General features: G+C 58.1%; 23 protein-coding genes and 1 tRNA gene. 17 read left to right on the top strand and 7 right to left on the bottom strand.

The genetic code is table 11. The features are described from left to right. The first annotated feature begins 1 nt into the window (after window position 1). A complete protein-coding gene (locus GV827_RS11420) occupies window positions 2-1,354 on the top strand; it encodes a DUF898 domain-containing protein (protein WP_235930327.1) in 1,353 nt (450 codons plus the stop codon). Further along, window positions 1,351-2,445, top strand: coding sequence for a M48 family metallopeptidase (locus tag GV827_RS11415; RefSeq protein WP_164353936.1), 1,095 nt, complete (start codon window positions 1,351-1,353; stop codon window positions 2,443-2,445). Before GV827_RS11420 ends, GV827_RS11415 begins: the two co-directional genes overlap by 4 nt. A gap of 9 nt (window positions 2,446-2,454) precedes the next feature. Here GV827_RS11415 and GV827_RS11410 read toward each other — a convergent pair whose 3' ends face one another. Next, window positions 2,455-3,420, bottom strand: a complete 966-nt coding sequence (locus GV827_RS11410) for a class I SAM-dependent methyltransferase (RefSeq protein ID WP_164353935.1) — start codon at window positions 3,418-3,420, stop codon at window positions 2,455-2,457. A 76-nt stretch (window positions 3,421-3,496) separates the two neighbouring features. Then, entirely contained in the window at window positions 3,497-4,888 is a 1,392-nt protein-coding gene (locus tag GV827_RS11405; protein ID WP_164353934.1) for a cytochrome P450, read from the bottom strand. Between the two features lie 134 nt (window positions 4,889-5,022). Between GV827_RS11405 and GV827_RS11400 the strand changes: the two genes are divergently transcribed. The 6 genes from GV827_RS11400 to GV827_RS11375 all read left to right on the top strand — a co-directional run bounded on the left by GV827_RS11400 (window position 5,023) and on the right by GV827_RS11375 (window position 10,699). Further along, complete coding sequence (locus GV827_RS11400) at window positions 5,023-5,601, top strand: hypothetical protein (RefSeq protein ID WP_235930326.1); 579 nt, start codon at window positions 5,023-5,025, stop codon at window positions 5,599-5,601. 120 nt (window positions 5,602-5,721) lie between these two features. After that, complete coding sequence (gene tuf / locus GV827_RS11395; protein ID WP_164353910.1) at window positions 5,722-6,897, top strand: elongation factor Tu; 1,176 nt, start codon at window positions 5,722-5,724, stop codon at window positions 6,895-6,897. Window positions 6,898-7,071: 174 nt separating this feature from the next. Beyond that, window positions 7,072-7,614, top strand: coding sequence for a hypothetical protein (locus tag GV827_RS11390; RefSeq protein WP_235930325.1), 543 nt, complete (start codon window positions 7,072-7,074; stop codon window positions 7,612-7,614). A gap of 117 nt (window positions 7,615-7,731) precedes the next feature. Further along, window positions 7,732-8,388, top strand: a complete 657-nt coding sequence (locus GV827_RS11385; protein WP_204325845.1) for a CatB-related O-acetyltransferase — start codon at window positions 7,732-7,734, stop codon at window positions 8,386-8,388. A gap of 222 nt (window positions 8,389-8,610) precedes the next feature. Beyond that, window positions 8,611-9,456, top strand: coding sequence for an FAS1-like dehydratase domain-containing protein (locus GV827_RS11380; RefSeq protein WP_164353933.1), 846 nt, complete (start codon window positions 8,611-8,613; stop codon window positions 9,454-9,456). 1 nt (window position 9,457) lies between these two features. Then, window positions 9,458-10,699 carry a CoA transferase gene (locus GV827_RS11375; protein ID WP_164353932.1) on the top strand — a complete coding sequence of 414 codons (1,242 nt, stop codon included), beginning with the start codon at window positions 9,458-9,460 and terminating at the stop codon, window positions 10,697-10,699. Window positions 10,700-10,774: 75 nt separating this feature from the next. Here GV827_RS11375 and GV827_RS11370 read toward each other — a convergent pair whose 3' ends face one another. Then, complete coding sequence (locus tag GV827_RS11370; protein WP_164353931.1) at window positions 10,775-11,272, bottom strand: ferritin-like domain-containing protein; 498 nt, start codon at window positions 11,270-11,272, stop codon at window positions 10,775-10,777. A 137-nt stretch (window positions 11,273-11,409) separates the two neighbouring features. On the opposite strand from GV827_RS11370, the gene GV827_RS11365 reads away from it, so the two are divergent. After that, a tRNA-Trp gene (locus GV827_RS11365) sits at window positions 11,410-11,485 on the top strand. A gap of 33 nt (window positions 11,486-11,518) precedes the next feature. Here the strand turns inward: GV827_RS11365 and GV827_RS11360 are convergent. Then, complete coding sequence (locus tag GV827_RS11360) at window positions 11,519-12,202, bottom strand: helix-turn-helix transcriptional regulator (RefSeq protein WP_164353930.1); 684 nt, start codon at window positions 12,200-12,202, stop codon at window positions 11,519-11,521. Window positions 12,203-12,301: 99 nt separating this feature from the next. Between GV827_RS11360 and GV827_RS11355 the strand changes: the two genes are divergently transcribed. The 4 genes from GV827_RS11355 (at window position 12,302) to nusG (ending at window position 14,994) form a co-directional block, all read left to right on the top strand. Continuing rightward, window positions 12,302-13,153, top strand: a complete 852-nt coding sequence (locus tag GV827_RS11355) for a DMT family transporter (protein WP_164353929.1) — start codon at window positions 12,302-12,304, stop codon at window positions 13,151-13,153. Window positions 13,154-13,263: 110 nt separating this feature from the next. After that, window positions 13,264-13,956 (top strand): hypothetical protein, encoded by a 693-nt coding sequence (locus GV827_RS11350; RefSeq protein ID WP_164353928.1) that lies wholly within the window; start codon window positions 13,264-13,266, stop codon window positions 13,954-13,956. Window positions 13,957-14,046: 90 nt separating this feature from the next. Continuing rightward, the gene (gene secE, locus GV827_RS11345) at window positions 14,047-14,244 is read left to right on the top strand and encodes a preprotein translocase subunit SecE (RefSeq protein ID WP_164354108.1); all 198 of its coding nucleotides are present in this window, start codon (window positions 14,047-14,049) and stop codon (window positions 14,242-14,244) included. 216 nt (window positions 14,245-14,460) lie between these two features. Continuing rightward, window positions 14,461-14,994 carry a transcription termination/antitermination protein NusG gene (gene nusG / locus GV827_RS11340; protein WP_164353927.1) on the top strand — a complete coding sequence of 178 codons (534 nt, stop codon included), beginning with the start codon at window positions 14,461-14,463 and terminating at the stop codon, window positions 14,992-14,994. Between the two features lie 75 nt (window positions 14,995-15,069). On the opposite strand, the gene GV827_RS11335 is transcribed toward nusG, so the two are convergent. After that, window positions 15,070-15,639, bottom strand: a complete 570-nt coding sequence (locus GV827_RS11335) for a Hint domain-containing protein (protein ID WP_164353926.1) — start codon at window positions 15,637-15,639, stop codon at window positions 15,070-15,072. 20 nt (window positions 15,640-15,659) lie between these two features. Beyond that, a complete protein-coding gene (locus GV827_RS11330; RefSeq protein WP_164353925.1) occupies window positions 15,660-16,100 on the bottom strand; it encodes a hypothetical protein in 441 nt (146 codons plus the stop codon). Between the two features lie 351 nt (window positions 16,101-16,451). Between GV827_RS11330 and rplK the strand changes: the two genes are divergently transcribed. Further along, window positions 16,452-16,877 (top strand): 50S ribosomal protein L11, encoded by a 426-nt coding sequence (gene rplK / locus GV827_RS11325; RefSeq protein ID WP_164353924.1) that lies wholly within the window; start codon window positions 16,452-16,454, stop codon window positions 16,875-16,877. 1 nt (window position 16,878) lies between these two features. Continuing rightward, a complete protein-coding gene (gene rplA / locus GV827_RS11320) occupies window positions 16,879-17,583 on the top strand; it encodes a 50S ribosomal protein L1 (RefSeq protein WP_164353923.1) in 705 nt (234 codons plus the stop codon). A 208-nt stretch (window positions 17,584-17,791) separates the two neighbouring features. Here rplA and GV827_RS11315 read toward each other — a convergent pair whose 3' ends face one another. Then, on the bottom strand, window positions 17,792-18,241 hold the full coding sequence (locus tag GV827_RS11315) for a hypothetical protein (RefSeq protein WP_164353922.1): 450 nt from the start codon (window positions 18,239-18,241) through the stop codon (window positions 17,792-17,794). A gap of 532 nt (window positions 18,242-18,773) precedes the next feature. Between GV827_RS11315 and rplJ the strand changes: the two genes are divergently transcribed. Both rplJ and rplL read left to right on the top strand, forming a co-directional pair. Then, complete coding sequence (rplJ, locus tag GV827_RS11310) at window positions 18,774-19,286, top strand: 50S ribosomal protein L10 (protein WP_164353921.1); 513 nt, start codon at window positions 18,774-18,776, stop codon at window positions 19,284-19,286. A 72-nt stretch (window positions 19,287-19,358) separates the two neighbouring features. Next, complete coding sequence (gene rplL, locus GV827_RS11305) at window positions 19,359-19,733, top strand: 50S ribosomal protein L7/L12 (RefSeq protein WP_164353920.1); 375 nt, start codon at window positions 19,359-19,361, stop codon at window positions 19,731-19,733. Window positions 19,734-19,816 lie beyond the last annotated feature (83 nt).

Raw genomic sequence — 19,816 nt, 5'->3', positions numbered from 1 at the left:
GATGAACGATACGCCAATTATTAACAGCCCTTGGCAGTCCAAGCCGCAACCAAAAGTTGTCCCCGCGGGGACAGAGGCGGAAAGTGGTCTGACGGTTGAGTTTACCGGAAAACGCGCCGCTTTGTTCTGGCTGGCGCTCAAGACCGGTTTCTTTACAATCTTAACACTTGGGTTTTACCGCTTCTGGATGAAGACCCGGCTGCGGCGCTGGTACTGGTCGGCGATGCGCCCCGGTGGGCACCCGTTGGAATACGTTGGCGACCCGATCGAGAAACTACTGGGGTTCTTTATCGCGGTGGTGATCCTGACATTCTACATCGGAATCGTGAATCTGCTGCTGATGTTTGTCAGCTTCTCTGTCTTCAACTCGTCGGTCATCGGCTATGTCGCTAGTTTCGCCGGCTTGATCCCGCTGTGGTTCTATGCCCGCTACCGCGCACGGCGCTATGTGTTGGGCCGCACGCGCTGGCGCGGGGTGCGGTTCGGGTTGGAAAAGGGGGCGTGGGGCTATGCCATGCGGGCGCTGTGGTACTGGTTTCTGACCATCATCAGCCTTGGCATCCTGTGGCCCCGCATGACGTTCCTGCTTGAGAAATACCGCACGGACCGGACGTTCTTTGGCTCCGCCCAGATGGTGCAGGGGGGCAGGTGGCAGAACCTGCTGCCCGCAACGCGGCCTTTCGTGGCCAGCCTGTTGTTTCTGGGTGCGGTCCTGCTGTGGACGCTGCGGGTCGATCCGGTGTTTCCGGGTGGGATTGCAGACGGTGCAGAACTTGCCGGTGCGCTGGATGGTCTGGTCGAAGGGCGCATCGAGGGGCTTGAATGGGTCAATCCGATACGTCTGATATTGATCCCACTGGGGCTGTCGGGGCTGCTTTTCGGGGCGATCTGGTACGTCTGGGTGTCCAAGCGCATCATGGCCAACCACAAGATAGGGCCGGGTGTACAGTTCGCCTCGGACCTCAGTGGTTTGCGCGTCACATTCATTTACGTTCTGGGCAATTTCATTGCCTACATGATGCTGGTAATCGGCGTCGTCGCGCTGGTGCTGCTTGCTGCGTTTGTCTTTTCTGACAGTTTGGTGTTCTTTGCAGATATGCCGGGGGCGGGCGCTGTTTCTGACCTGCCGCGCTGGGTATCCGTGGTATTGCTTGCCGTCCTTTATCTGACGTTTTTCCTGTTGTGGGGTGTCCTGTACAACACCTTCGTCACTTATCCGCTGATGCGCCACATGGCCGTCACGACCACTCTGCCAATCGTCGTCGGGTTGCCCCTGATCAGCCAGCGTGACCGTGACGCATTTGCCGAGGCAGAAGGTTTTGCCGAGGCGTTGGATCTGGGGGCGGCGATATGAGCGTGGGATTTGATGGCATGGGTGCGGCCTATTTCGATGGTGACAGCCCGGAGCCGAGGGAGGTCAGCCTGCATGTCGCAGAGGGCATGCTGCAGATCGGAATGGATAATGGCACCACGTTGCGTTGGCCGGTCGAAGAGGTGCGGCAGTTGCCTGACATCGCTGTGAAAACGGGGATCGTGTTGCGCCGTGCGAGCGACCCGGTGGCGCGGCTTTTCGTGACCGACAAGACGCTGCTGCCGCATCTGCCGCAGTTGACGCGTCGTGCGCCGCCCAAGTGGTGCGGGCGGTTGGCGGCATGGGCCGTGGCGGCGGTGGCTGCTGTTGGATTGCAGATTTTTGTACTGATCCCCCTTTTGGCGGACAATCTTGCCGGGTTCATCCCACCCGAAGGTGAACGTGCGCTTGGAGAGGCGACCTATGGTCAGATCCGTGAAGCGCTGGATGATACCGGCCTGAACCCGCTTGAGGTCTGTGAGGCCCCTGATGGTGTCGCTGCTTTGGATGCCTTGGTGGACCGGTTGAGCGGAGAGCGCGATTTTCGTCAGCAGGTGAACGTGTCGGTGCTGGATCACAAGATGGTCAACGCCTTTGCCCTGCCCGGCGGTTTTGTGGTGATCTTTCGCGGATTGATCGACGCGGCGGATGGCCCGGATGAGGTGGCTGCCGTTCTGGCCCATGAGATTGGCCACGTGGTCAGTTCAGATCCCACGCGTCATGCGCTGCGCACTGCCGGATCTATCGGTGTGCTGGGTCTGTTGTTCGGGGATTTTGCGGGTGGTGCGGCGGTGTTGTTCCTGACGGAACGGCTGATTTCGGCGCAGTATTCGCAGGCGGCAGAGACCGGGGCCGACGCCTTTGCGCATGATGTTCTGGCTGAGGCCAACATCAGCCCCGGCGCGCTGGGCGACATGTTCGCCAGCATGAGAGCGGAACATGGTGATGCCGAAGGCGTGGTGGCGCATTTTCTGACCCACCCGTCTTTGGGAGAGCGGATCAAGGCGGCGCGCGCGGAGGTGGATGAAGGCGCCACCTATCAGCCGTCGATGTCTCCCGAAGAATGGGCCGCGGTGCAGACGATTTGCGACTGACCTCAGGCGTTAGACGCTTTTGACCGCAAGGAAGGAATGAGAGCCCGGCATCCCGGTGAACTGGTCCTGCAAGACCTCGCGCAGCTCAAACCCCTTGGCCCTCAGCAATTCAAGCACCTGATGCATGGGCACCGCATGCATTTCCATCTCACGCGCCGTGTCGTTTAGGTATGTCTCAACCGAAAAGCTGTAGTCGGGGATGAAAGTGGGGATCTGAAAATAGGCGATCCCACCCGGATTGATCTTGTCGAGCAGGACGTCGAGAATGAATTTCTGCACAGGCGGTGGGTTATGTTGCAGCACGATGATCGAAAACAGAACGTCAAAACCGGGGGCCTGCCGGATGTCTTCGATGTCGGTCATCAGCCGGGTGGTGATGTTCTCGCGACCCTTCGCTTTGATCAGCGCCTCGCATTCCCGCAGGTTCCCCGGAGAGATGTCGTAGGCGGTCACATGGTCAAAAACCTCGGACAGGGGCAGCGTCAGCCGCCCGACACCGCATCCAAGCTCAAAACAGGTCTGATGCTTGCCCAGCTCGACGCCATTGCGCTTGGCGATGTTCTGCATCCAATTGATGTTGGTCTGCCCGCTTTGGAAAAAGTCATCGAGGTGTTTTTGAATGTTTTCGCTGCGGAAGGCGTCTGAGGTCAGGACTGACCAATAAGGCTCGGTTTCGCCCAACGCGGCCCACTCTCCCCTGATCCGGTCGAACATCTTGCTCAGGATCTGGGGCGGTACGTCCACTTCGATATCCAGATGATCGTAGGTGTTGTTCAGCATCAGGCAGTCATGGATGGCCTGCTCTGATGTATGTTTACGGAACTCGTCGCTGTTGATGAATGACTGCATCATCGCTTCGGGTGACAGACCGGCGGCTGCGCGTTCCTCAACGACCTGTTCGTTCTCCGGCTCCCGGCCCAGCAGGGCACGATAACAGGCGCGGGCCAGATCAGCAAAAGCCAGCGTGTTCGACATGTTGACGCTCCCTTGGCTTTCTCAAGAAAACGCGAGGCTGTGCAGAATGTCACGCCCAATCTTTCAAGAGAGTGATTCAGGCCGGTTCCGCCGTCATCCAGACCCCGCCGTCGGGCCGCAGGGTCAGGATCATCACCGGCTCGGGCTCCTTGCCCGGCACGGGGGTGAATTTAAACCGCGACAGCATGGTCGCAAGGATGATCACTGCCTCTTGCAGGGCAAAGGACGCGCCGATGCAGATGCGCGGACCGTCACCGAAGGGCAGATAGGCATAGCGGTCAATCGCCTTGCGGTCGGCAAAGCGTTCGGGACGGAAGGCGTCGGGGTCTTCCCACAGTTGGTGGTGCCGTCCAAGCGCGTAGATCGGGATCATCACCGTATCACCCGGCAGGATTTCGCGCCCGCCCAGCGTGTCTTTCTTTTGTGCTGTCCGCGAGATGATCCCGGCGGCGGGGTACATGCGCAATGCCTCGTCGATGATCATGCGGATGAAGGGCAGGTTTTCCACGTCGTCACCGGTGCAGGCGCGGCCCTGAAGCACCGATTGCGCCTCGGCTCTGGCGCGGTCCTGCACGTCCTGGTCAAAGCCCACCAGATACATTGCCCATGCCAGCGTCAGCGCGGTGGTCTCGTGGCCCGCCACGATAAAGGTCAGCAAATTATCGCGCAGTTCGGCGGTGGACATCCTGCGTTTTGTCTTTGGGTCTTCGCCTTCCAGCAGCAGATCCAGCAGGTCCGGTACGCCTTCGTGCCCGCGCGCGGCACGGGCTTCGATGGCCTGATCGGCCATGGCTTTCATTTCCTTCAGCGCCGGGCCGGACATCAGACGTCCGGGCCGTGGCACCCAGTCCGGGAAACCGAGAATATCAAAGAGACTGATCTTGCCTGCTTCGGCAATGTACTGATCGATGGCCTTGTGAACTGAATCGCGGTCAAAGGTATCACCGCCGGAAAAGGTCACGTCACCGATCACGTCAAAGGTGGTTGTCACCATCTCATCCAGCATGTTCACGGCGCGGGGACCTGCCTGTGTGATCCGCTCTGCCGCCCGCTCTGCTGCGGCGGTCATGATGGGCGAGAGATTCATCACATTGCGGTGCGAGAAAACGGGCGCTGCGGCACGGCGTTGCCAGCGCCAGTGCGCGCCTTCCGCGATGAACAAGGATTCTCCGATGGCTGGTTTCAGGAGGTTTTTGGTCACCACAGACTTGGGGTAATCCTCCAGCCGGTCCAGCAGCATTTCCCGAATGGCGGTCGGTTCCATGACCATGTGCCAGCGCTTGCCGGTCTTGCCTGACACCATGGGCTGCCTTGTTGCGAGATCGGGTATGATGCTGAGCACGTTGCGCCGCGCCATCTGAAGGCTTTTCAGGATGCCCCATGGTTCCGTCACCAATGGCACGCGCACGGGATGTGCTGACGCTTTGGGCAGCGGGACGCGGACGGGCGTGGCGGTCGCATTTGTCATGAACATGTCCTCTCAGATCACTCTATCATAGATAGGGGTGCTTGGCGGTACGTCCAACGCGTCAATTGATTGCACCCGGTCAGGGGGTGGGGTATCGCAGAAAGATATCTGCGCCAGAAAGGGTGTTCTTGATCATGGTTCGTGTGCTTGCTGTATTGATGTCTGTCGTGATGCTGGCCGCCTGCAACGGAGCCCGCGATCTGAACGAGGCACCGGTACCTCTTGGGAATTTCAACCTTGTGCACAATATTGCCGTGGCCCCCAAGGCCGTGAAAGGCCCGCTTAGCCGCGAGGTGAGCGAGGCAGAATTGACCAAGGCGCTGACCGACGCGACCAAGGAACGGTTTGGCCGATACAAGGGAACAAAGGACTACCACTTTGGCATGAGCGTGGAAGGCTACGTTCTGGCCCAGCCCGGTATTCCGCTGGTGTTTGCGCCCAAATCGATTCTGATCATCAACCTGACGGTCTGGGATGACGCGGCCAACAAGAAGCTGAACGCCAAGCCGCACCAGATCACGGTGCTGGAATCGTTTGATCAGGGGCCGGTCATCGGCTCTGGCTACACCAAGTCAGCGCAGCAACAGCTTAAGAACCTCAGCCAGAACGCGGCAAAGCAAATTGAGAATTATCTGGTTAAGCAAAAGCGGGAAAATGGCTGGTTCAATGAGGGTGCTGAAACGACTGCGGCGGCCAGCACCAGCTCTGAATAGGGGCATGGCACGGATTGTGCCGAAACCCGCTTGATTTTACCCTCCAGACCCAATACATCGCCCGCCATATCAGGACCCGGGCCCCCAGTGGCCCCTCAAATGCAAAAGGGCGCTACGACCATGGCAAAGGAAAAGTTTGAACGTACGAAACCGCACGTCAACATCGGCACGATTGGCCACGTTGACCACGGCAAGACGACACTGACGGCAGCGATCACGAAGTACTTCGGTGACTTCCAGGCGTATGACCAGATTGACGGCGCGCCCGAAGAGAAAGCCCGTGGCATCACGATCTCGACCGCGCACGTGGAATACGAGACCGACGCACGTCACTATGCGCACGTCGACTGCCCCGGCCACGCCGACTACGTCAAGAACATGATCACCGGTGCCGCCCAGATGGACGGCGCGATCCTGGTGGTGAACGCGGCCGACGGCCCGATGCCCCAGACCCGCGAGCACATCCTGTTGGGCCGCCAGGTTGGTATTCCCTACATGGTTGTCTTCATGAACAAGGTTGACCAGGTCGACGACGAAGAGCTGCTGGAGCTGGTGGAAATGGAAATCCGCGAGCTGCTGTCCTCTTACGAGTACCCGGGCGACGACATTCCGATCATCGCGGGCTCCGCGCTGGCGGCGATGGAAGGCCGTGATCCAGAGATCGGCGAGAACAAGATCCGTGAACTGATGGCGGCCGTGGATGAGTACATCCCGACACCTGCACGTGCGGTGGACCAGCCGTTCCTGATGCCGGTGGAAGACGTGTTCTCGATCTCCGGCCGTGGTACGGTTGTGACCGGGCGTGTCGAGCGTGGCGTGATCAACGTCGGCGACGAGATCGAGATCGTGGGCATCCGCGACACCAAGAAGACGACCTGCACAGGTGTGGAAATGTTCCGCAAGCTGCTGGACCGTGGTGAAGCGGGCGACAACATCGGCGCCCTGCTGCGCGGTGTGGACCGTGACGGTGTCGAGCGTGGCCAGGTGCTGTGCAAGCCCGGTTCGGTGAACCCGCACACGAAGTTCGAGGCCGAGGCCTACATCCTGACCAAGGAAGAGGGTGGCCGTCACACGCCGTTCTTTGCGAACTACCGTCCACAGTTCTACTTCCGGACGACAGACGTCACCGGCACTGTTCAGCTGCCCGAGGGCACCGAGATGGTGATGCCTGGCGACAACCTGAAGTTCGACGTTGAGCTGATCGCACCGATCGCGATGGAGCAGGGCCTGCGCTTTGCTATTCGCGAAGGTGGCCGCACCGTTGGCGCGGGCGTGGTTTCCAAGATCACGGACTAAGCCCAGTGAGGCGGGCGATACGCCCGCCGACAGAACAAACACAAAAGGCCGCAGCGCGATGCTGCGGCCTTTTTCGGTTTGCATTGATCAAAGCTGCCAGCAGGTAAGCTTGATGCGTTCGGTGGTCTTGGCAATTCTGCTGACAAACACTCTTTACCATGCTAAAATTTGAATATGAAAAACCTGCTTGTCCGACTTCGCGTTCTTGTTGCTGCGCTTTTCCTCATGTTGCCGGGCCTAGTGCTGGCGGGTGAGATCGAGCGTTTTGAGGGCGAATACGCGGGCAGCGCTGAATTTGTCTATCAGGGCGAAGTACAGCAGCGTGATATGAGCACGAGAATCGAGGCCACGAAAAACGGCTTCGTGATTACCTGGACATCAGTAAGCTACAAGAGCGACGGGCGTATCAAAGAGAAGACCTACACCATAGAGTTTACACCAAGCGCGCGGGAACACATCTACAAGTCAGCGATGAAGTCGAACCTTTTTGGCAAGGCGATACCGCTCGATCCGTTGCAGGGAGAGCCCTTTGTCTGGGCGCGTGTGGATGGAGAAACATTCACGGTCTATTCGCTTTTCATCAATGAGGTAGGCGACTACGAGATCCAGGAATATCACCGCACGCTGGTCGAAGAAGGCTTGGACCTGAGGTTCCAGCGGGTTCACAATGGCGTTCCGCAAAAGGAAATCCGAACACTGCTGAAGCGGATGAATTAGCGCCGCCAACCCGAACACGGGCCAGTTCCTGCGCTTCATCACGGGTGGTTTTTGAACAGGATCAATTTCTGATATGCCGATGAACAGCTGTTTCATGCCTGTTCGAAGGACCGCCCGATGACCATTGATTTCTCCGATCCCGACGAGGTCCACCCGATCCGGGACGCCAATGGTGCACCACTCAGAAAGACCGTGTTCCTCAGACCTGCCATTGACCATTCCAGGATCGAGGTGGGGGCTTATACCTATGCCAGCGCATTTGAACCGCCCGAAGACTGGGCCGCGCGTCTTGCACCCTATTTATTTGATTTCAGTCCTGAACGACTGATCATCGGAAAGTTCTGCCAGATTGCTGATGGGGTCACCTTTATCACCGCATCTGCCAATCATCGCTACGATGGGATTTCCTCGTATCCGTTCGCGATTTTTGGCGGTGGTCCCCTTGAGGGGAGGCCGTCGATGCCGGGACCGGGTGCAGATACGGTCATCGGCCATGACGTGTGGATTGGTCAAGGGGCCACGATCCTGCCAGGTGCGCGGATCGGGAACGGCATGATCGTGGGTGCCGGTGCGGTGGTTGCGGGAGAGGTGCCTGATTATTGCATCCTGGCGGGCAACCCTGCCCGCATTGTTCAAGAGCGGTTCTCGAAGGGGGATGCGGCAAGGCTGAGCAAACTCGCATGGTGGGATTGGCCGATATCCGCGATTCTGGCACACGAAGCGCGGATTATGGATGGAGATATTGCCGCATTGGAGGCCGTTTCGCCCAGTTAGTGGGCTGAATACCTTTGTATGCTGAAAAAGTCAGCGCGTGCGCCGTTTTGCTGCACGCGCAAAGCCAGTCGGAAAAGGTGTAGAAGTTTCAAAGCCTCCCGATATCTTTGCAGACGCAGCATTTGCTGATTGTATACGATGGTCTACCGTTAACTCATTAAAATCATTTGATTTTTTCCGTTCTCCCTGCAATTGAAGTGCAACAAAGCCGGGAGGAATGAAATGGATCAGATCAATTTAGGCGCTTGGGTTGACCGCAGCGACACAACTGATGGTGGCATCTCAGAACAGCAGGCCACACTGATCCAGGCCGTTCTTGGCGCAAAGGGGACCAAGGCCCCCAAAGACGGGGATTTGCTGCCTCACCTGTGGCATTGGTATGCTTTCCCGCCGACCGCTGGCATGGACCAGCTGGGTGAGGATGGGCATCCTCGTCTGGGCGATTTCATGCCGCCCGTTCGGCGGAACAGGCGCATGTGGGCCGGCGGCAGCCTTGAGTTTCTGGCCCCGTTGCATGTGGGCGAACCGCTGAAGAGACGGACAAGGATCGCGAATATTTCAGAAAAGACCGGGGCTGCGGGCGATATCGTCATCGTGGCGCTGGATCATGAGGTACACGGTTGCAATGGGTTGGCGGTTCTTGAGCGTCAGAACATCGTTTACCTGCAGATCCCCGACGCGTTCACACCGCCCAAGGCAATTCCAGCACCCGAGACCGCGCAGATTACCGAAGCCGTCAAGATGAGCACACCGCTGCTTTTCCGCTACTCGGCGATTACGTTCAATGCGCACCGCATTCATTATGACCTGCCCTATACGCAGCAGGTTGAGCATTACCCGGATCTGGTCGTGCACGGACCATTGCAGGCCCAGTTGCTGATGCAGATGGCCACCCGCCAACGTGGCGCGGCGCCGTGCGTCTTTTCTTACCGTGGGGTGCATCCGTTGTTTGCGGGTAATGCGCTTGATCTGCGGGCGGTCAAGAAGTCGTCGTCTGAATGGGACCTATGCACGGTGGCCGACGGGACGCATCAGACCATGCAAGCCAACGCAATGTGGGAGATTTAAGATGAGCCAGATACTCAAAGGCATGCGGATCGTTGAAGGATCGGCTTTCGTTGCGGTTCCGCTGGCGGGCATGACATTGGCGCAGATGGGCGCGGACGTGATCCGGTTTGACCGGATCGGTGGCGGGTTGGATGCGAAACGCTGGCCGGTCGCGCCGTCGGGCCAAAGCCTGTTTTGGGCCGGGATGAACAAGGGCAAACGGTCCATCGCCGTCGATATGAGAGCGCCGGAAGGTAAGGAGTTGATCACACGCATCATTACCGCCCCCGGCGAGGATGCGGGAATGTTTCTGACCAACCTGCGGGTGCGCGGCTGGATGGATCATGAAACGCTCAGCAAGCACCGCGCGGATCTGATCATGGTCACGCTGATGGGGGACCGGCATGGTCGCCCGCAGGTGGATTACACGGTGAACCCCGCGCTGGGTATCCCTGACATTACCGGGCCCGAAGGGTATGCGGAGCCAGTGGCCAATGCCTTGCCTGCATGGGATCTGATTGCAGGTAATATGGTGGTGTCATCCCTTCTGGCAGCAGAGCGGCATCGCCTGCGGAAAGGTGAAGGGCAGGATGTCGAGCTGTCGCTCAAGGACGTGGCAGCGGCAACCTTGGGTCATCTGGGCATGATCGGTGATGCGATGCTGAATGACGATGCGCGCGGTAAATCGGGTAATGCGCTGTACGGTGCTTACGGACAGGATTTCCTTTGTGCGGACGGAAAGCGCGTGATGGTGATCGGGCTGACTGGACGGCAATGGGCGGCGCTGGTCAAGGTAACAGGGTCCGGTGATGCGATCGACAGCCTTGCGGCGCAGACAGGTTTGGACCTCAAGGAAGAAGGGGTTCGGTGGGCCCTGCGTCATCAGATCACAGAGATTTTCAAGCCATGGTTTGCAGCTCAGAATGCCGCGATCGTGGGTCGCAAGCTGGACGAGGCAGGGGCGACGTGGTCTCACTTCAGGACGGTGAAAGAAGCCGTGGCAGAAGATGCAGATCTTTCAACGGACAATCCAATGTTTGAAATGTTGCATCAGCCGGGGTTGGGGACGTTCCCGGTGCCCGGTGCCCCGATGACATTCTCGGCCAGTGCGCGGAAGCCTGCAGCAAAGGCACCGGTTCTAGGGGCGCACACAGAAGAGATCCTGGGTGATGTGGTGGGTATGGACGATACAGAAATTTCCAGACTGTTCGATACCGGGATTGTGCAAAGTCCGAACTTTGCAGTGTCACGCCACGTCGCCTGATCAATTCTAGGTTATCAAAATAAAAAGCCCCTGCGCGCATGCAGGGGCTTTTCGCGTTTCTTAAGGATATGCCGTTCAGGCGGCCTTCTTGTTTACGCCACCATCGGTTGCAATTGCGGTCATACGGCGGTCGCCGCCATACGTCTCGTCCAACTGCTTTTGCAAAATTGCGGCGTCTTCATCCAAGTTCAGACGGTTGGCGAATGCTACTAAGCAGCCGTATCCAGCAAGCGCGTAGTGGACCATGCGCTGATACTGGGTGATGATCATTGCGTCGCGCGTTGCGTCATTGCCAAATTCGGCCTCAAGTACATGTGCGTCGACCTCGTTTACGAGACCTTCCATGCCTTTGCAGTGTTCACCGTCTGGGTCGATGTCATGGGTGGCGCATAGCGATTTCAGCTTGTCCATGCCCTGGCTGATGCCATTCGCACCGGCGATCAGTGCTTCGCTCAGCTCTTTATCGGTGGCGGCGCGGCCCAGCTTGGTTGTGGCGTCGAGCGACAGCTTACAGGCGCTGTAAAGGTCCTGGAGTTGGTCTTGATAGACGTCTTTCAGATTGTCCATTGTCATTCTGTATCTCCTGTTCTTGTGTTCCATAGGTTTCACCAAACCAACGTGCGATGCGCGTCAATGTTCCTAAAATCTTGGCGTGGATGCGATCTGCTCTTGATCGTCGGGGGATTTGCGACTACCCAACGGCTCGGCATAGGGGTTTAGCTCAGTTGGTAGAGCATCGGTCTCCAAAACCGAGGGTCGTGGGTTCGAGTCCCTCAGCCCCTGCCATTTTCCAAAGACATGAACGACAGGACTGCCCGGTCAGAAGCCGCGCGTGAGTACAGTGTCGTCCTTTTGGGTCTGCTCCCATTGTTCAAGCAGCGCTGACCCCTCGCCAGTGAAGTGTTCGTCACTGACTGACCAGTCCTGCACCCGGTCCAGCCGGAAGTGCCGCAGGTCGGCACGCAATTCGCACCAGGCCACGACCATTGCCGTATCTACATAGTAGTTTAGGGCGAGCGGCCAAATGGTGCGCGTTGTGGCCTGACCGTTCTCATCACGGTACCGGAGATCGATTTTTTGTTCCGCGCGGATGGCGCGGCGCAGGGCTGCAAGATCGATGGTCTGGATATCCTCCAATCCCCAGCTTGACGCGATCAGGCGGCGGGTCCCCGGTGCGACCTCGTTCAGCTTGCGTGCTGCACGTCCGGCCGCACGCCAAAGGTCGGCATCACCGGTGCGCGCGATCATGCTCAGACCCACAGCGATGGCCTCGGCCTCATCAACATCCAGATTGAGAGGCGGCAGATCGTAGCCCTTGCGCATGACATAGCCGATGCCCGCCTCCCCGTAGATCGGGGTCTGCATGGCTTGCAGCGATGCGATGTCACGGTAGATCGTGCGCTTGGACACCTCCAGACTGTCGGCCATCTGTTGGGCCAGAAGCGGGCCTTTCGCAGCACGCAGCATCTGGATGATTTCAAACAGGCGTGAAGATTTTGACATTGGCCCTCCCGATTTTCCTTTTTCACCATAATGCTGCTGACAAATAGATGTCAGCAGCCTTGTCGTAAGTCCGTCCTTGCGTGGGGAAAGGACAAGGGCATGACAAAGGGACAGACAGGGGCGGTACTGGTTGTTGTATTGGCACTCGTGTTCAGCACCGCTGGAATCTTCACCAAGGCGGTCGATGCGGTGGCGTGGAACATCATTTTCTGGCGCGGGGTATCGGCATCGGCTTTTACGGTCGGGTATTTGGCCTTGCGTGGTGCGCTTGTAAGGGAAGTGATGGTGTTTGGTCGCCCGGCGCTCGCTGTTGCGGTTATGATGGCGGCGGGGACGGCTGCGTTTATTCCTGCGTTCAAGCTGACTGCGGTAGCAAATGTTGCGCTGATCTATGGCGCGGCCCCGTTTCTGGCGGCCCTGCTGGCCTGGGGGTATCTGCGTGAACTTTCGAGCCTCACAGTCGCCTTGGCCAGCTTGGCAGCGTTTGCGGGAGTTGTGCTGATCGTGTCAGGGTCTTTTGCGGGCAATGCGTGGCAGGGGGACCTGTTGGCGCTGTTCATGACGCTGATGATGGCGGGGACGATGGTGGTCTATCGTGCACGGCCAGCCACGACAGCTGCATTGCCGGCCGCGCTGTCTTCGGTGCTTCTGTTGCCGCCTGCGTTCTATCTGGGAGAGCCCTTTTCAGTCACGCCCGCAGAGATACCTTTGCTTGTCCTATTTGGTCTGGTTTTTGCTGTCGCGTCGGTGACCCTGTCTGAGGGCGCGCGCCGTTTGCCAGCGTCAGAAACAGCGTTGTTGTCCATCCTTGAGATGCCCTTGGCCCCTATGTTGGCCTTTGCCATTCTGGCTGAGCGTCCCTCGCTAGAGGTCGTAACGGGCGGCGCGGTTGTTTTCGCAGCGGTTCTTTGGTCGCAGAAACCGAAAGTGCGCGGGCGCAGATCGCAGTAAGGCGGCGTGCTGGCGAACACAGTCTTACCATATTCCTGCCGCGCAACAGTCTGAAACGCCTGTTACCGAAAGTTGAAGACTGGGACCGAGAGACGATCATGCCGACAGAGATGAAGAGCCAACCAATTGCCGATAAAGAACCATCTGGCGCAGAGGAGCTTGATCCGCAGGCCCTTGCCGCGATTCGCAATCTGTTCGAAACGGAGGCAGAGGCAGTTGCGGCATCACGCGGTGACGCGTCTGCAGCGCCACCGGCGAACAAACCGAGCGTCGACGTCAATGAAATGGCAAAACAACCCGCAAACGTTTTGCCCCAGCAAAACAACCAAACGCATCGGTTTGACGAGGTGAGGCCGCAAGAGCCAGAGGTAGCTGTCGTAAAAAAGGGCCTGGTTGCGCGCCTCAAGTCGCGCGTCACCGGTTACAGGCCAAAGCCAAAACACTTGGTTTTCGCAGCGCTCGCCTTGTTGGTGCTATTGCGCCCCTGGCTTGTCGTCGGATTGATACTCCTGTCGATATTTCTGTTTATCGGAGTGTTCCTGATCCTTGGGTATGACGGGTTCTGGAGACGTGCGATGGGCCTTGGCCGTTGGTACGCGCGGCGCCGTCCGTCCCGTGCCGTGGAACTTCACCGCAAGCTGGATGCCTTTGCCATGAAGTGGGACGCAATCCTTGACCGTTTTCCCGAAGGGTCGGTCGATGGGCTGTACCTGCCTGATTTCGGTGATCTTGCTACCGCTGACAAACGTCATGACGAAGCGCTGGACCGGCGGTTTTCGGACATGCGTGAAGGCGAAGCCTGAGACCAGCTGCTTGGTGCGGCTGAGGTGAGGCTTGAAACCTATCCCGCCAGCCGTTAGATGCGTCGCACAGGTAACGTTGAGGACAACGACATGGCGATGACCAATCCACTTCAGTTCATCCAGCAGGTGCGTGCTGAGGTTGGCAAGGTTGTCTGGCCCACGCGTCGCGAGGTCGTACTGACCACGATCATGGTGTTTATCCTTGCGGCGCTGACAGCCGTCTTCTTTGCCATCGTAGATATCATCATCCGCAGTGGTTTGCAGGGCGTGCTTGGAATGTTCAGCTAGGCGCTGGCATCGTCCCGAACACAGGCAAAATTCTACAGGCAGGCTTGAATCCCAGATCATCTGGGGCTACTCAGCATCCCTAACATGACAGGGCGCACGGCGAATCAAGCCTGCGCCCCGTTTTCTATCAGGCAGCCGGTTACGCCCGGCTTTATTTACGGATCAGATGGCAGGGCAGGTGGCCCGGCCCATCGCAAGACAGGGATCAAAGATCACATGGCAAAGCGTTGGTATTCAGTCAGTGTCCTGTCCAACTTTGAAAAGAAGATCGCCGAGCAAATCCGCCAGAACGTGGAAGAGCAGGGGCTTGAGGACCAGATCGACGAAGTGCTGGTCCCGACCGAGGAAGTGATCGAAGTTCGTCGCGGCAAGAAGGTCACCACCGAGCGGCGCTTTATGCCCGGCTACGTACTGGTGCACATGGAAATGTCCGATCAGGGCTATCACCTGATCAACTCGATCAACCGCGTCACCGGTTTTCTGGGTCCGCAGGGCCGCCCGATGCCGATGCGTGATGCCGAAGTTCAGGGTATCCTGGGCCGCGTGCAGGAAGGCGAAGACGCGCCTCGCACGCTTATCCATTTTGAAGTGGGCGAAAAGGTCAAGGTCGGCGACGGTCCGTTCGAGGACTTCGATGGCATGATCGAAGAGGTCGACGAGGAAAATCAGCGTTTGAAGGTTTCCGTGTCGATCTTTGGCCGGGAAACCCCGGTGGAGCTGGAGTTCACGCAGGTGATTAAGCAGAGCTGATCGGGGCGACAGAGACGGCGCCAGCAGTTCGAGGTCTTTGGCGCGTCATGCGGTGCAGGCCGCCGAAACGCGGCGTCATCGCAACGACATTTCCACCATGTCGCGCTTGTTTTTGAGGTGCCGCGCAACCAGTCGGGCTTGCTGTCTGGCATTCGGAACGGGCCGAGCAAATTCAATTGCTCGGCTTGGGTTCAGCCGAAGTTCGGCAAAAACATCGAGGATTTCATGGCAATTGCTGTTTGGTAGTTTTCCGACGGCTTGTTCACCAAAATACAGGCTCTCGGAAGGGACGCCGTTTGCGATGATGATATCGTGGCTGTCCAGCATCAGATGGACATAGCGCAGGAGCGCCGGTGTCGAATCGAGGCGAATGCCGCCCAGTCCGGCCAGCTTGACCGCCGGAATGAGAACTTCATGGGTGCCAAACATTCGCTCGGCGATGCGGGAGCGGACGAGCATCCGGTGTTGGCGTGACACGCGTAAGTCCCGCTCGGGCAATCCCGCACCCATGGCGCCTGCCGGGATCAGGACCGGCGCGTTCTTGCCTTGGGCGATGACGTAACGCCCCGAGATCCAGCGAATTGGCTGCGCATCGCCACCATCGGTGCAGACTAGATCGCCGACCCGCAGTTCCTCAATCCGCACGTCGCCCGTCGGCGTGCGGATCAGGGTGCCATTGGTCTAGCAGGCGAAAGTGGCGGCATAGTGGTCACCGGCCAAACCATAGCCTTCGTTACCGTTGAAGAAGACCTCGCTGCCCAGCGTGATGGACTCGATCGGTTTGGCCTCAAGCGCAATCTGGTCGGAATTGTAGGAGGTCTCGGGCGCGAGGTAGGTGTTACCCGCCGTTCGAACTGTTGATCCGCCCCGCCATCGATAGTAAAGTTTTCGTGGTTGCTGATGTTGTGGTCGTAACCGGCCGGGTTGGTGCCCGAAAAGCCGCCGGTGCCTGGCGCGAATTGCTGGATGTGGTTACGCAGCGGGTCCGCCTCGCTGCCGAAAGTTAGACCGCTGAGCGCGCCGGAATTCTCGGCGATGAAGTTGCCTTCGACCTTATCGATATCGGCGGCCGTGCCTAGATAAATGACTTCGAAGGTTGTCGCCAAGTTGTATCCTCCTGTCGGTATTGGGACGCGAAGCCGTCAAGGTCCTAATTCGCTATCTTGTTAAAGCTGAATGTTGGCATGAATTGGAAAAGAACGTGTTTAATATTCGGAAGGGCCTGGTACCGGGCATAGGCGCGTCACGGCGATGCACTGGAAAGCCGGGGAAGAGCGCCATTGCCGAGCGAGCGGGTGCGAGGCTTGCATCGCCGTCACGGTCGGTGTAAGGCGCCCTGTCGCCAATGCGGCGGCACATTCGTGGGAGGCGAGGGTATCGCGATATCTGGACCTGACCACGCAACATAACCTGCCCTGAAGACGCGTCGACAGGGTGTTGAGAAAAGGAGAAGGCCAATGGCCAAGAAACTCGTCGGTACGATGAAGTTGCAGATCCCTGCGGGGCAAGCCAACCCATCCCCACCTGTCGGTCCTGCGCTGGGTCAGCGCGGCATCAACATCATGGAATTCTGCAAGGCGTTCAACGCCAAGACCGCAGATATGGATCCCGGTGCACCATGCCCAACCGTGATCACGTATTATCAGGACAAGTCCTTTACCATGGACATCAAGACGCCTCCTGCGTCCTACTACCTGAAAAAAGCCGCCAAGGTGAAATCCGGTGCGAACACGCCATCGCGTGAGACCGTCGGCTCCGTGACCACCAAGCAGCTGCGCGAGATCGCAGAAGCGAAGATGGCTGACCTGTCCGCGAATGACGTGGAACAGGCAATGAAGATCATTCTGGGCTCTGCGAAGTCCATGGGCATCGAGGTAAAGTAAGATGGGTAAAGTAGGAAAGCGTTTTGCCGCCGCCCGCGAGGCATTTGCCGGCAAAGAGGACGTCACGGTTGAAGAGGCCGTCGCCCTGATCAAAGCCAACTCGAACGTCAAGTTCGATGAGACCATCGAAATTGCGATGAACCTGGGCGTTGACCCACGTCATGCGGACCAGATGGTGCGCGGCGTTGTGGGCCTGCCAAACGGTACGGGCAAGACCATGCGCGTGGCTGTGTTTGCCCGTGGCCCCAAGGCTGAAGAAGCCCAGGCCGCTGGTGCTGACATCGTTGGTGCAGAGGACCTGATGGAAACCGTGCAGTCGGGCAAGATCGAGTTTGACCGTTGCATTGCGACACCTGACATGATGCCGATCGTCGGTCGTCTGGGCAAGGTGCTGGGCCCCCGCAACCTGATGCCGAACCCCAAGGTGGGTACGGTGACCATGGATGTGGCTGACGCTGTCAAAGCTGCCAAGGGCGGTGAAGTTCAGTTCAAGGCCGAGAAGGGTGGCGTGGTCCACGCGGGCATCGGCAAACTGTCCTTTGACGAGAAGAAGCTTGTCGAGAACGTGCGCGCCTTTGTGGGTGCCGTGGCCAAGGCGAAGCCTGCTGGTTCCAAGGGCACGTACATGAAGAAGATCAACCTGAGCTCAACCATGGGTCCAGGGATTTCAGTTGCCGTGGATGATGCGGTGTCCGAGAACGCCTGATCAGTAGGACAGGTACAGAATTGGAAGAGGGCGCTGAGTTTTCGGCGCCCTTTTTTTGTTTCTTGCAAGCGGTAACGATTGAACCGCTAATGGCTGCATGTGCAAACCGTGCACGAAAAACATGTGAGCGGACTGACACCGCCTTGCAGTTGTCTGTCCCCTTTGCAGCATGATTTGGCGGGCGGAAGTCAAACGGTGGTACGTGCTGTCACCGGCTTGGCCCTATCCATCCTGTATGGCGATCCACTTTCAGACGCTCCACAAGCGATCCGTCTTGCGTGACAATCTCGGCGGTGATGGTGTCTGTGTCGCTTACTTCGACTTTGCCAAGCTTGATGTTCGGGTTGTCCATCCAGCGAAGTCTATACTCCATCATTTGCCTGACATCGTCTGTATCGAGTTTCCCTCGCAGGGACGGCATCGTTCCGGGCGCAACATTGCCCTGTCGACTGAAACCGGGGCCCATCATATGACCCAGACCCATGCCGTATCCCGGACCCATCATGTGGCCCTGTCCCATGCCGTGACCGAAGCCCGACATATGACCTTGGTGCCATCCGTTCGAGCGGTTCAAATCATGAGCCAGACTAGGGCTGGAAAGCGACAAGGCCGTCAAACCTGCGGCCGCTACAATTTCTACAATGTGTTTCAGTACCATTGGTTCTCTCCACAGTGTTGTGATGCAGACACCGTAACCCTAGCCCGTGCGGCAAAGGCTCAACTGATCTAGGTCAATGCAGACAGCGGATTGAGGAAGGCTTTTGGCTGGTCTTTGCTTGGGGTAATTGCATAGCGACATATTGCCGCGGCCATAGACGAGCAGGTGCACGAACCACCCTGTCGCAACGGCTCAACGCTCCTCGCGTGGCATCGCGCCAACCCGATCTGGCATCGTGCGCAGAAAAACGCGCGGGAGGGGTTGGAAATTCCCTGTCAAGCGTTTATTGCACCCATCAAGTACCCAAGCGCGATTCGTCGCGCTTTTGTGCTTTTCGTCCGAGACGGTGGGTGTTGGTGATTTGATCAACATAATTCCTGCCTGAGACGGGAAAAAGCAGATTTTCTTCGGATGCACCCGCTTGGGCCATCCGCAGCGATGCGCAGGACCCCGTAAGGACCCGAAATGTCGGGACCATCAGTCCCGGCAAAACTGAGCCGGAGGGGAAACCCTCCCTTACTGGAGTGAAACTGTGGATAGAGCACAAAAAGAACAGCTGGTCGAAGAGCTCGGCCAGATCTTTGAAAGCTCTGGCGTTGTTGTGGTTGCCCACTACACCGGTCTGACAGTTGCCGAAATGCAGGACCTTCGTCAGCGCGCACGCGACGCTGGTGGGGCCGTGCGTGTTGCCAAGAACAGGCTCGCCAAAATCGCCCTCTACGGGAAGCCATGCGAAAGCATTTCTTCCCTGCTGACGGGTATGACCGTTCTGACCTATTCTGAGGATCCTGTGGCCGCGGCCAAGGTTGCTCAGGAATTCGCCAAGGAGAACCAAAAGTTCGTTATCCTTGGTGGTGCCATGGGTGAGAATGCTCTGGACGTCGCCGGTGTCGAAGCCGTGTCCAAGATGCCTTCGCGGGAGGAGCTTATCTCCACCATCGCGGGCATGCTGGGCGCACCTGCATCGAACATCGCCGGGGCCATTGGCGCACCTGCAAGCAACATCGCATCCATCCTGTCCACAATTGAGGACAAGGCTGCGTAAGCAATCGTCAAGCCGGCGGGTGGTTGAACACACACGTTGGAACACACATATCGTTAACGGAAAGAGCTAAACATGGCTGATCTGAAGAAACTGGCAGAAGAGATCGTTGGTCTGACACTGCTTGAAGCACAAGAACTGAAAACCATCCTCAAAGACGAGTACGGCATCGAGCCCGCAGCAGGCGGCGCAGTGATGATGGCTGGTCCTGCTGACGCCGGTGGCGCAGCAGCTGAGGAGAAAACTGAATTTGACGTCGTTCTGAAGAACGCGGGCGCATCCAAGATCAACGTGATCAAGGAAGTGCGCGGCATCACCGGTCTGGGCCTGAAAGAAGCCAAGGACCTGGTTGAGGCCGGCGGCAAGATCAAAGAAGGCGTCGACAAAGCCGAAGCAGAAGACATCAAGGGCAAGCTGGAAGCAGCTGGCGCGGAAGTCGAGCTGGCCTAAGTCGGTTAACACGGGGATCGCTTTTGTTCATAGAAAGCGGTCGGAAACAGAGATGTTTTCGGTGTTCCCCGACAAAAACATTG

It is taken from the genome of Sulfitobacter sediminilitoris (assembly GCF_010667575.1).
GTDB classification, from domain to species: domain Bacteria; phylum Pseudomonadota; class Alphaproteobacteria; order Rhodobacterales; family Rhodobacteraceae; genus Sulfitobacter; species Sulfitobacter sediminilitoris.
The sequence above is the reverse complement of the archived record's forward strand: the minus strand, read 5'-3'. Positions and strand labels throughout refer to the sequence as shown.

Excerpts from the sequence above, each read along its gene's own strand:
- GV827_RS11410 (WP_164353935.1), bottom strand. The coding sequence starts at position 3,420 with ATGTCGAACACGCTGGCTTTTGCTGATCTGGCCCGCGCCTGTTATCGT.
- GV827_RS11355 (WP_164353929.1), top strand. The coding sequence starts at position 12,302 with ATGACAAAGGGACAGACAGGGGCGGTACTGGTTGTTGTATTGGCACTC.
- GV827_RS11380 (WP_164353933.1), top strand. The coding sequence starts at position 8,611 with ATGGATCAGATCAATTTAGGCGCTTGGGTTGACCGCAGCGACACAACT.
- rplK (WP_164353924.1), top strand. The coding sequence starts at position 16,452 with ATGGCCAAGAAACTCGTCGGTACGATGAAGTTGCAGATCCCTGCGGGG.
- GV827_RS11385 (WP_204325845.1), top strand. The coding sequence starts at position 7,732 with ATGACCATTGATTTCTCCGATCCCGACGAGGTCCACCCGATCCGGGAC.
- rplA (WP_164353923.1), top strand. The coding sequence starts at position 16,879 with ATGGGTAAAGTAGGAAAGCGTTTTGCCGCCGCCCGCGAGGCATTTGCC.
- GV827_RS11370 (WP_164353931.1), bottom strand. The coding sequence starts at position 11,272 with ATGACAATGGACAATCTGAAAGACGTCTATCAAGACCAACTCCAGGAC.
- secE (WP_164354108.1), top strand. The coding sequence starts at position 14,047 with ATGGCGATGACCAATCCACTTCAGTTCATCCAGCAGGTGCGTGCTGAG.
- GV827_RS11350 (WP_164353928.1), top strand. The coding sequence starts at position 13,264 with ATGAAGAGCCAACCAATTGCCGATAAAGAACCATCTGGCGCAGAGGAG.
- GV827_RS11360 (WP_164353930.1), bottom strand. The coding sequence starts at position 12,202 with ATGTCAAAATCTTCACGCCTGTTTGAAATCATCCAGATGCTGCGTGCT.
- nusG (WP_164353927.1), top strand. The coding sequence starts at position 14,461 with ATGGCAAAGCGTTGGTATTCAGTCAGTGTCCTGTCCAACTTTGAAAAG.
- GV827_RS11415 (WP_164353936.1), top strand. The coding sequence starts at position 1,351 with ATGAGCGTGGGATTTGATGGCATGGGTGCGGCCTATTTCGATGGTGAC.
- GV827_RS11375 (WP_164353932.1), top strand. The coding sequence starts at position 9,458 with ATGAGCCAGATACTCAAAGGCATGCGGATCGTTGAAGGATCGGCTTTC.
- GV827_RS11405 (WP_164353934.1), bottom strand. The coding sequence starts at position 4,888 with ATGACAAATGCGACCGCCACGCCCGTCCGCGTCCCGCTGCCCAAAGCG.
- GV827_RS11420 (WP_235930327.1), top strand. The coding sequence starts at position 2 with ATGAACGATACGCCAATTATTAACAGCCCTTGGCAGTCCAAGCCGCAA.
- GV827_RS11390 (WP_235930325.1), top strand. The coding sequence starts at position 7,072 with ATGAAAAACCTGCTTGTCCGACTTCGCGTTCTTGTTGCTGCGCTTTTC.
- tuf (WP_164353910.1), top strand. The coding sequence starts at position 5,722 with ATGGCAAAGGAAAAGTTTGAACGTACGAAACCGCACGTCAACATCGGC.
- GV827_RS11315 (WP_164353922.1), bottom strand. The coding sequence starts at position 18,241 with ATGGTACTGAAACACATTGTAGAAATTGTAGCGGCCGCAGGTTTGACG.
- GV827_RS11400 (WP_235930326.1), top strand. The coding sequence starts at position 5,023 with ATGGTTCGTGTGCTTGCTGTATTGATGTCTGTCGTGATGCTGGCCGCC.
- rplL (WP_164353920.1), top strand. The coding sequence starts at position 19,359 with ATGGCTGATCTGAAGAAACTGGCAGAAGAGATCGTTGGTCTGACACTG.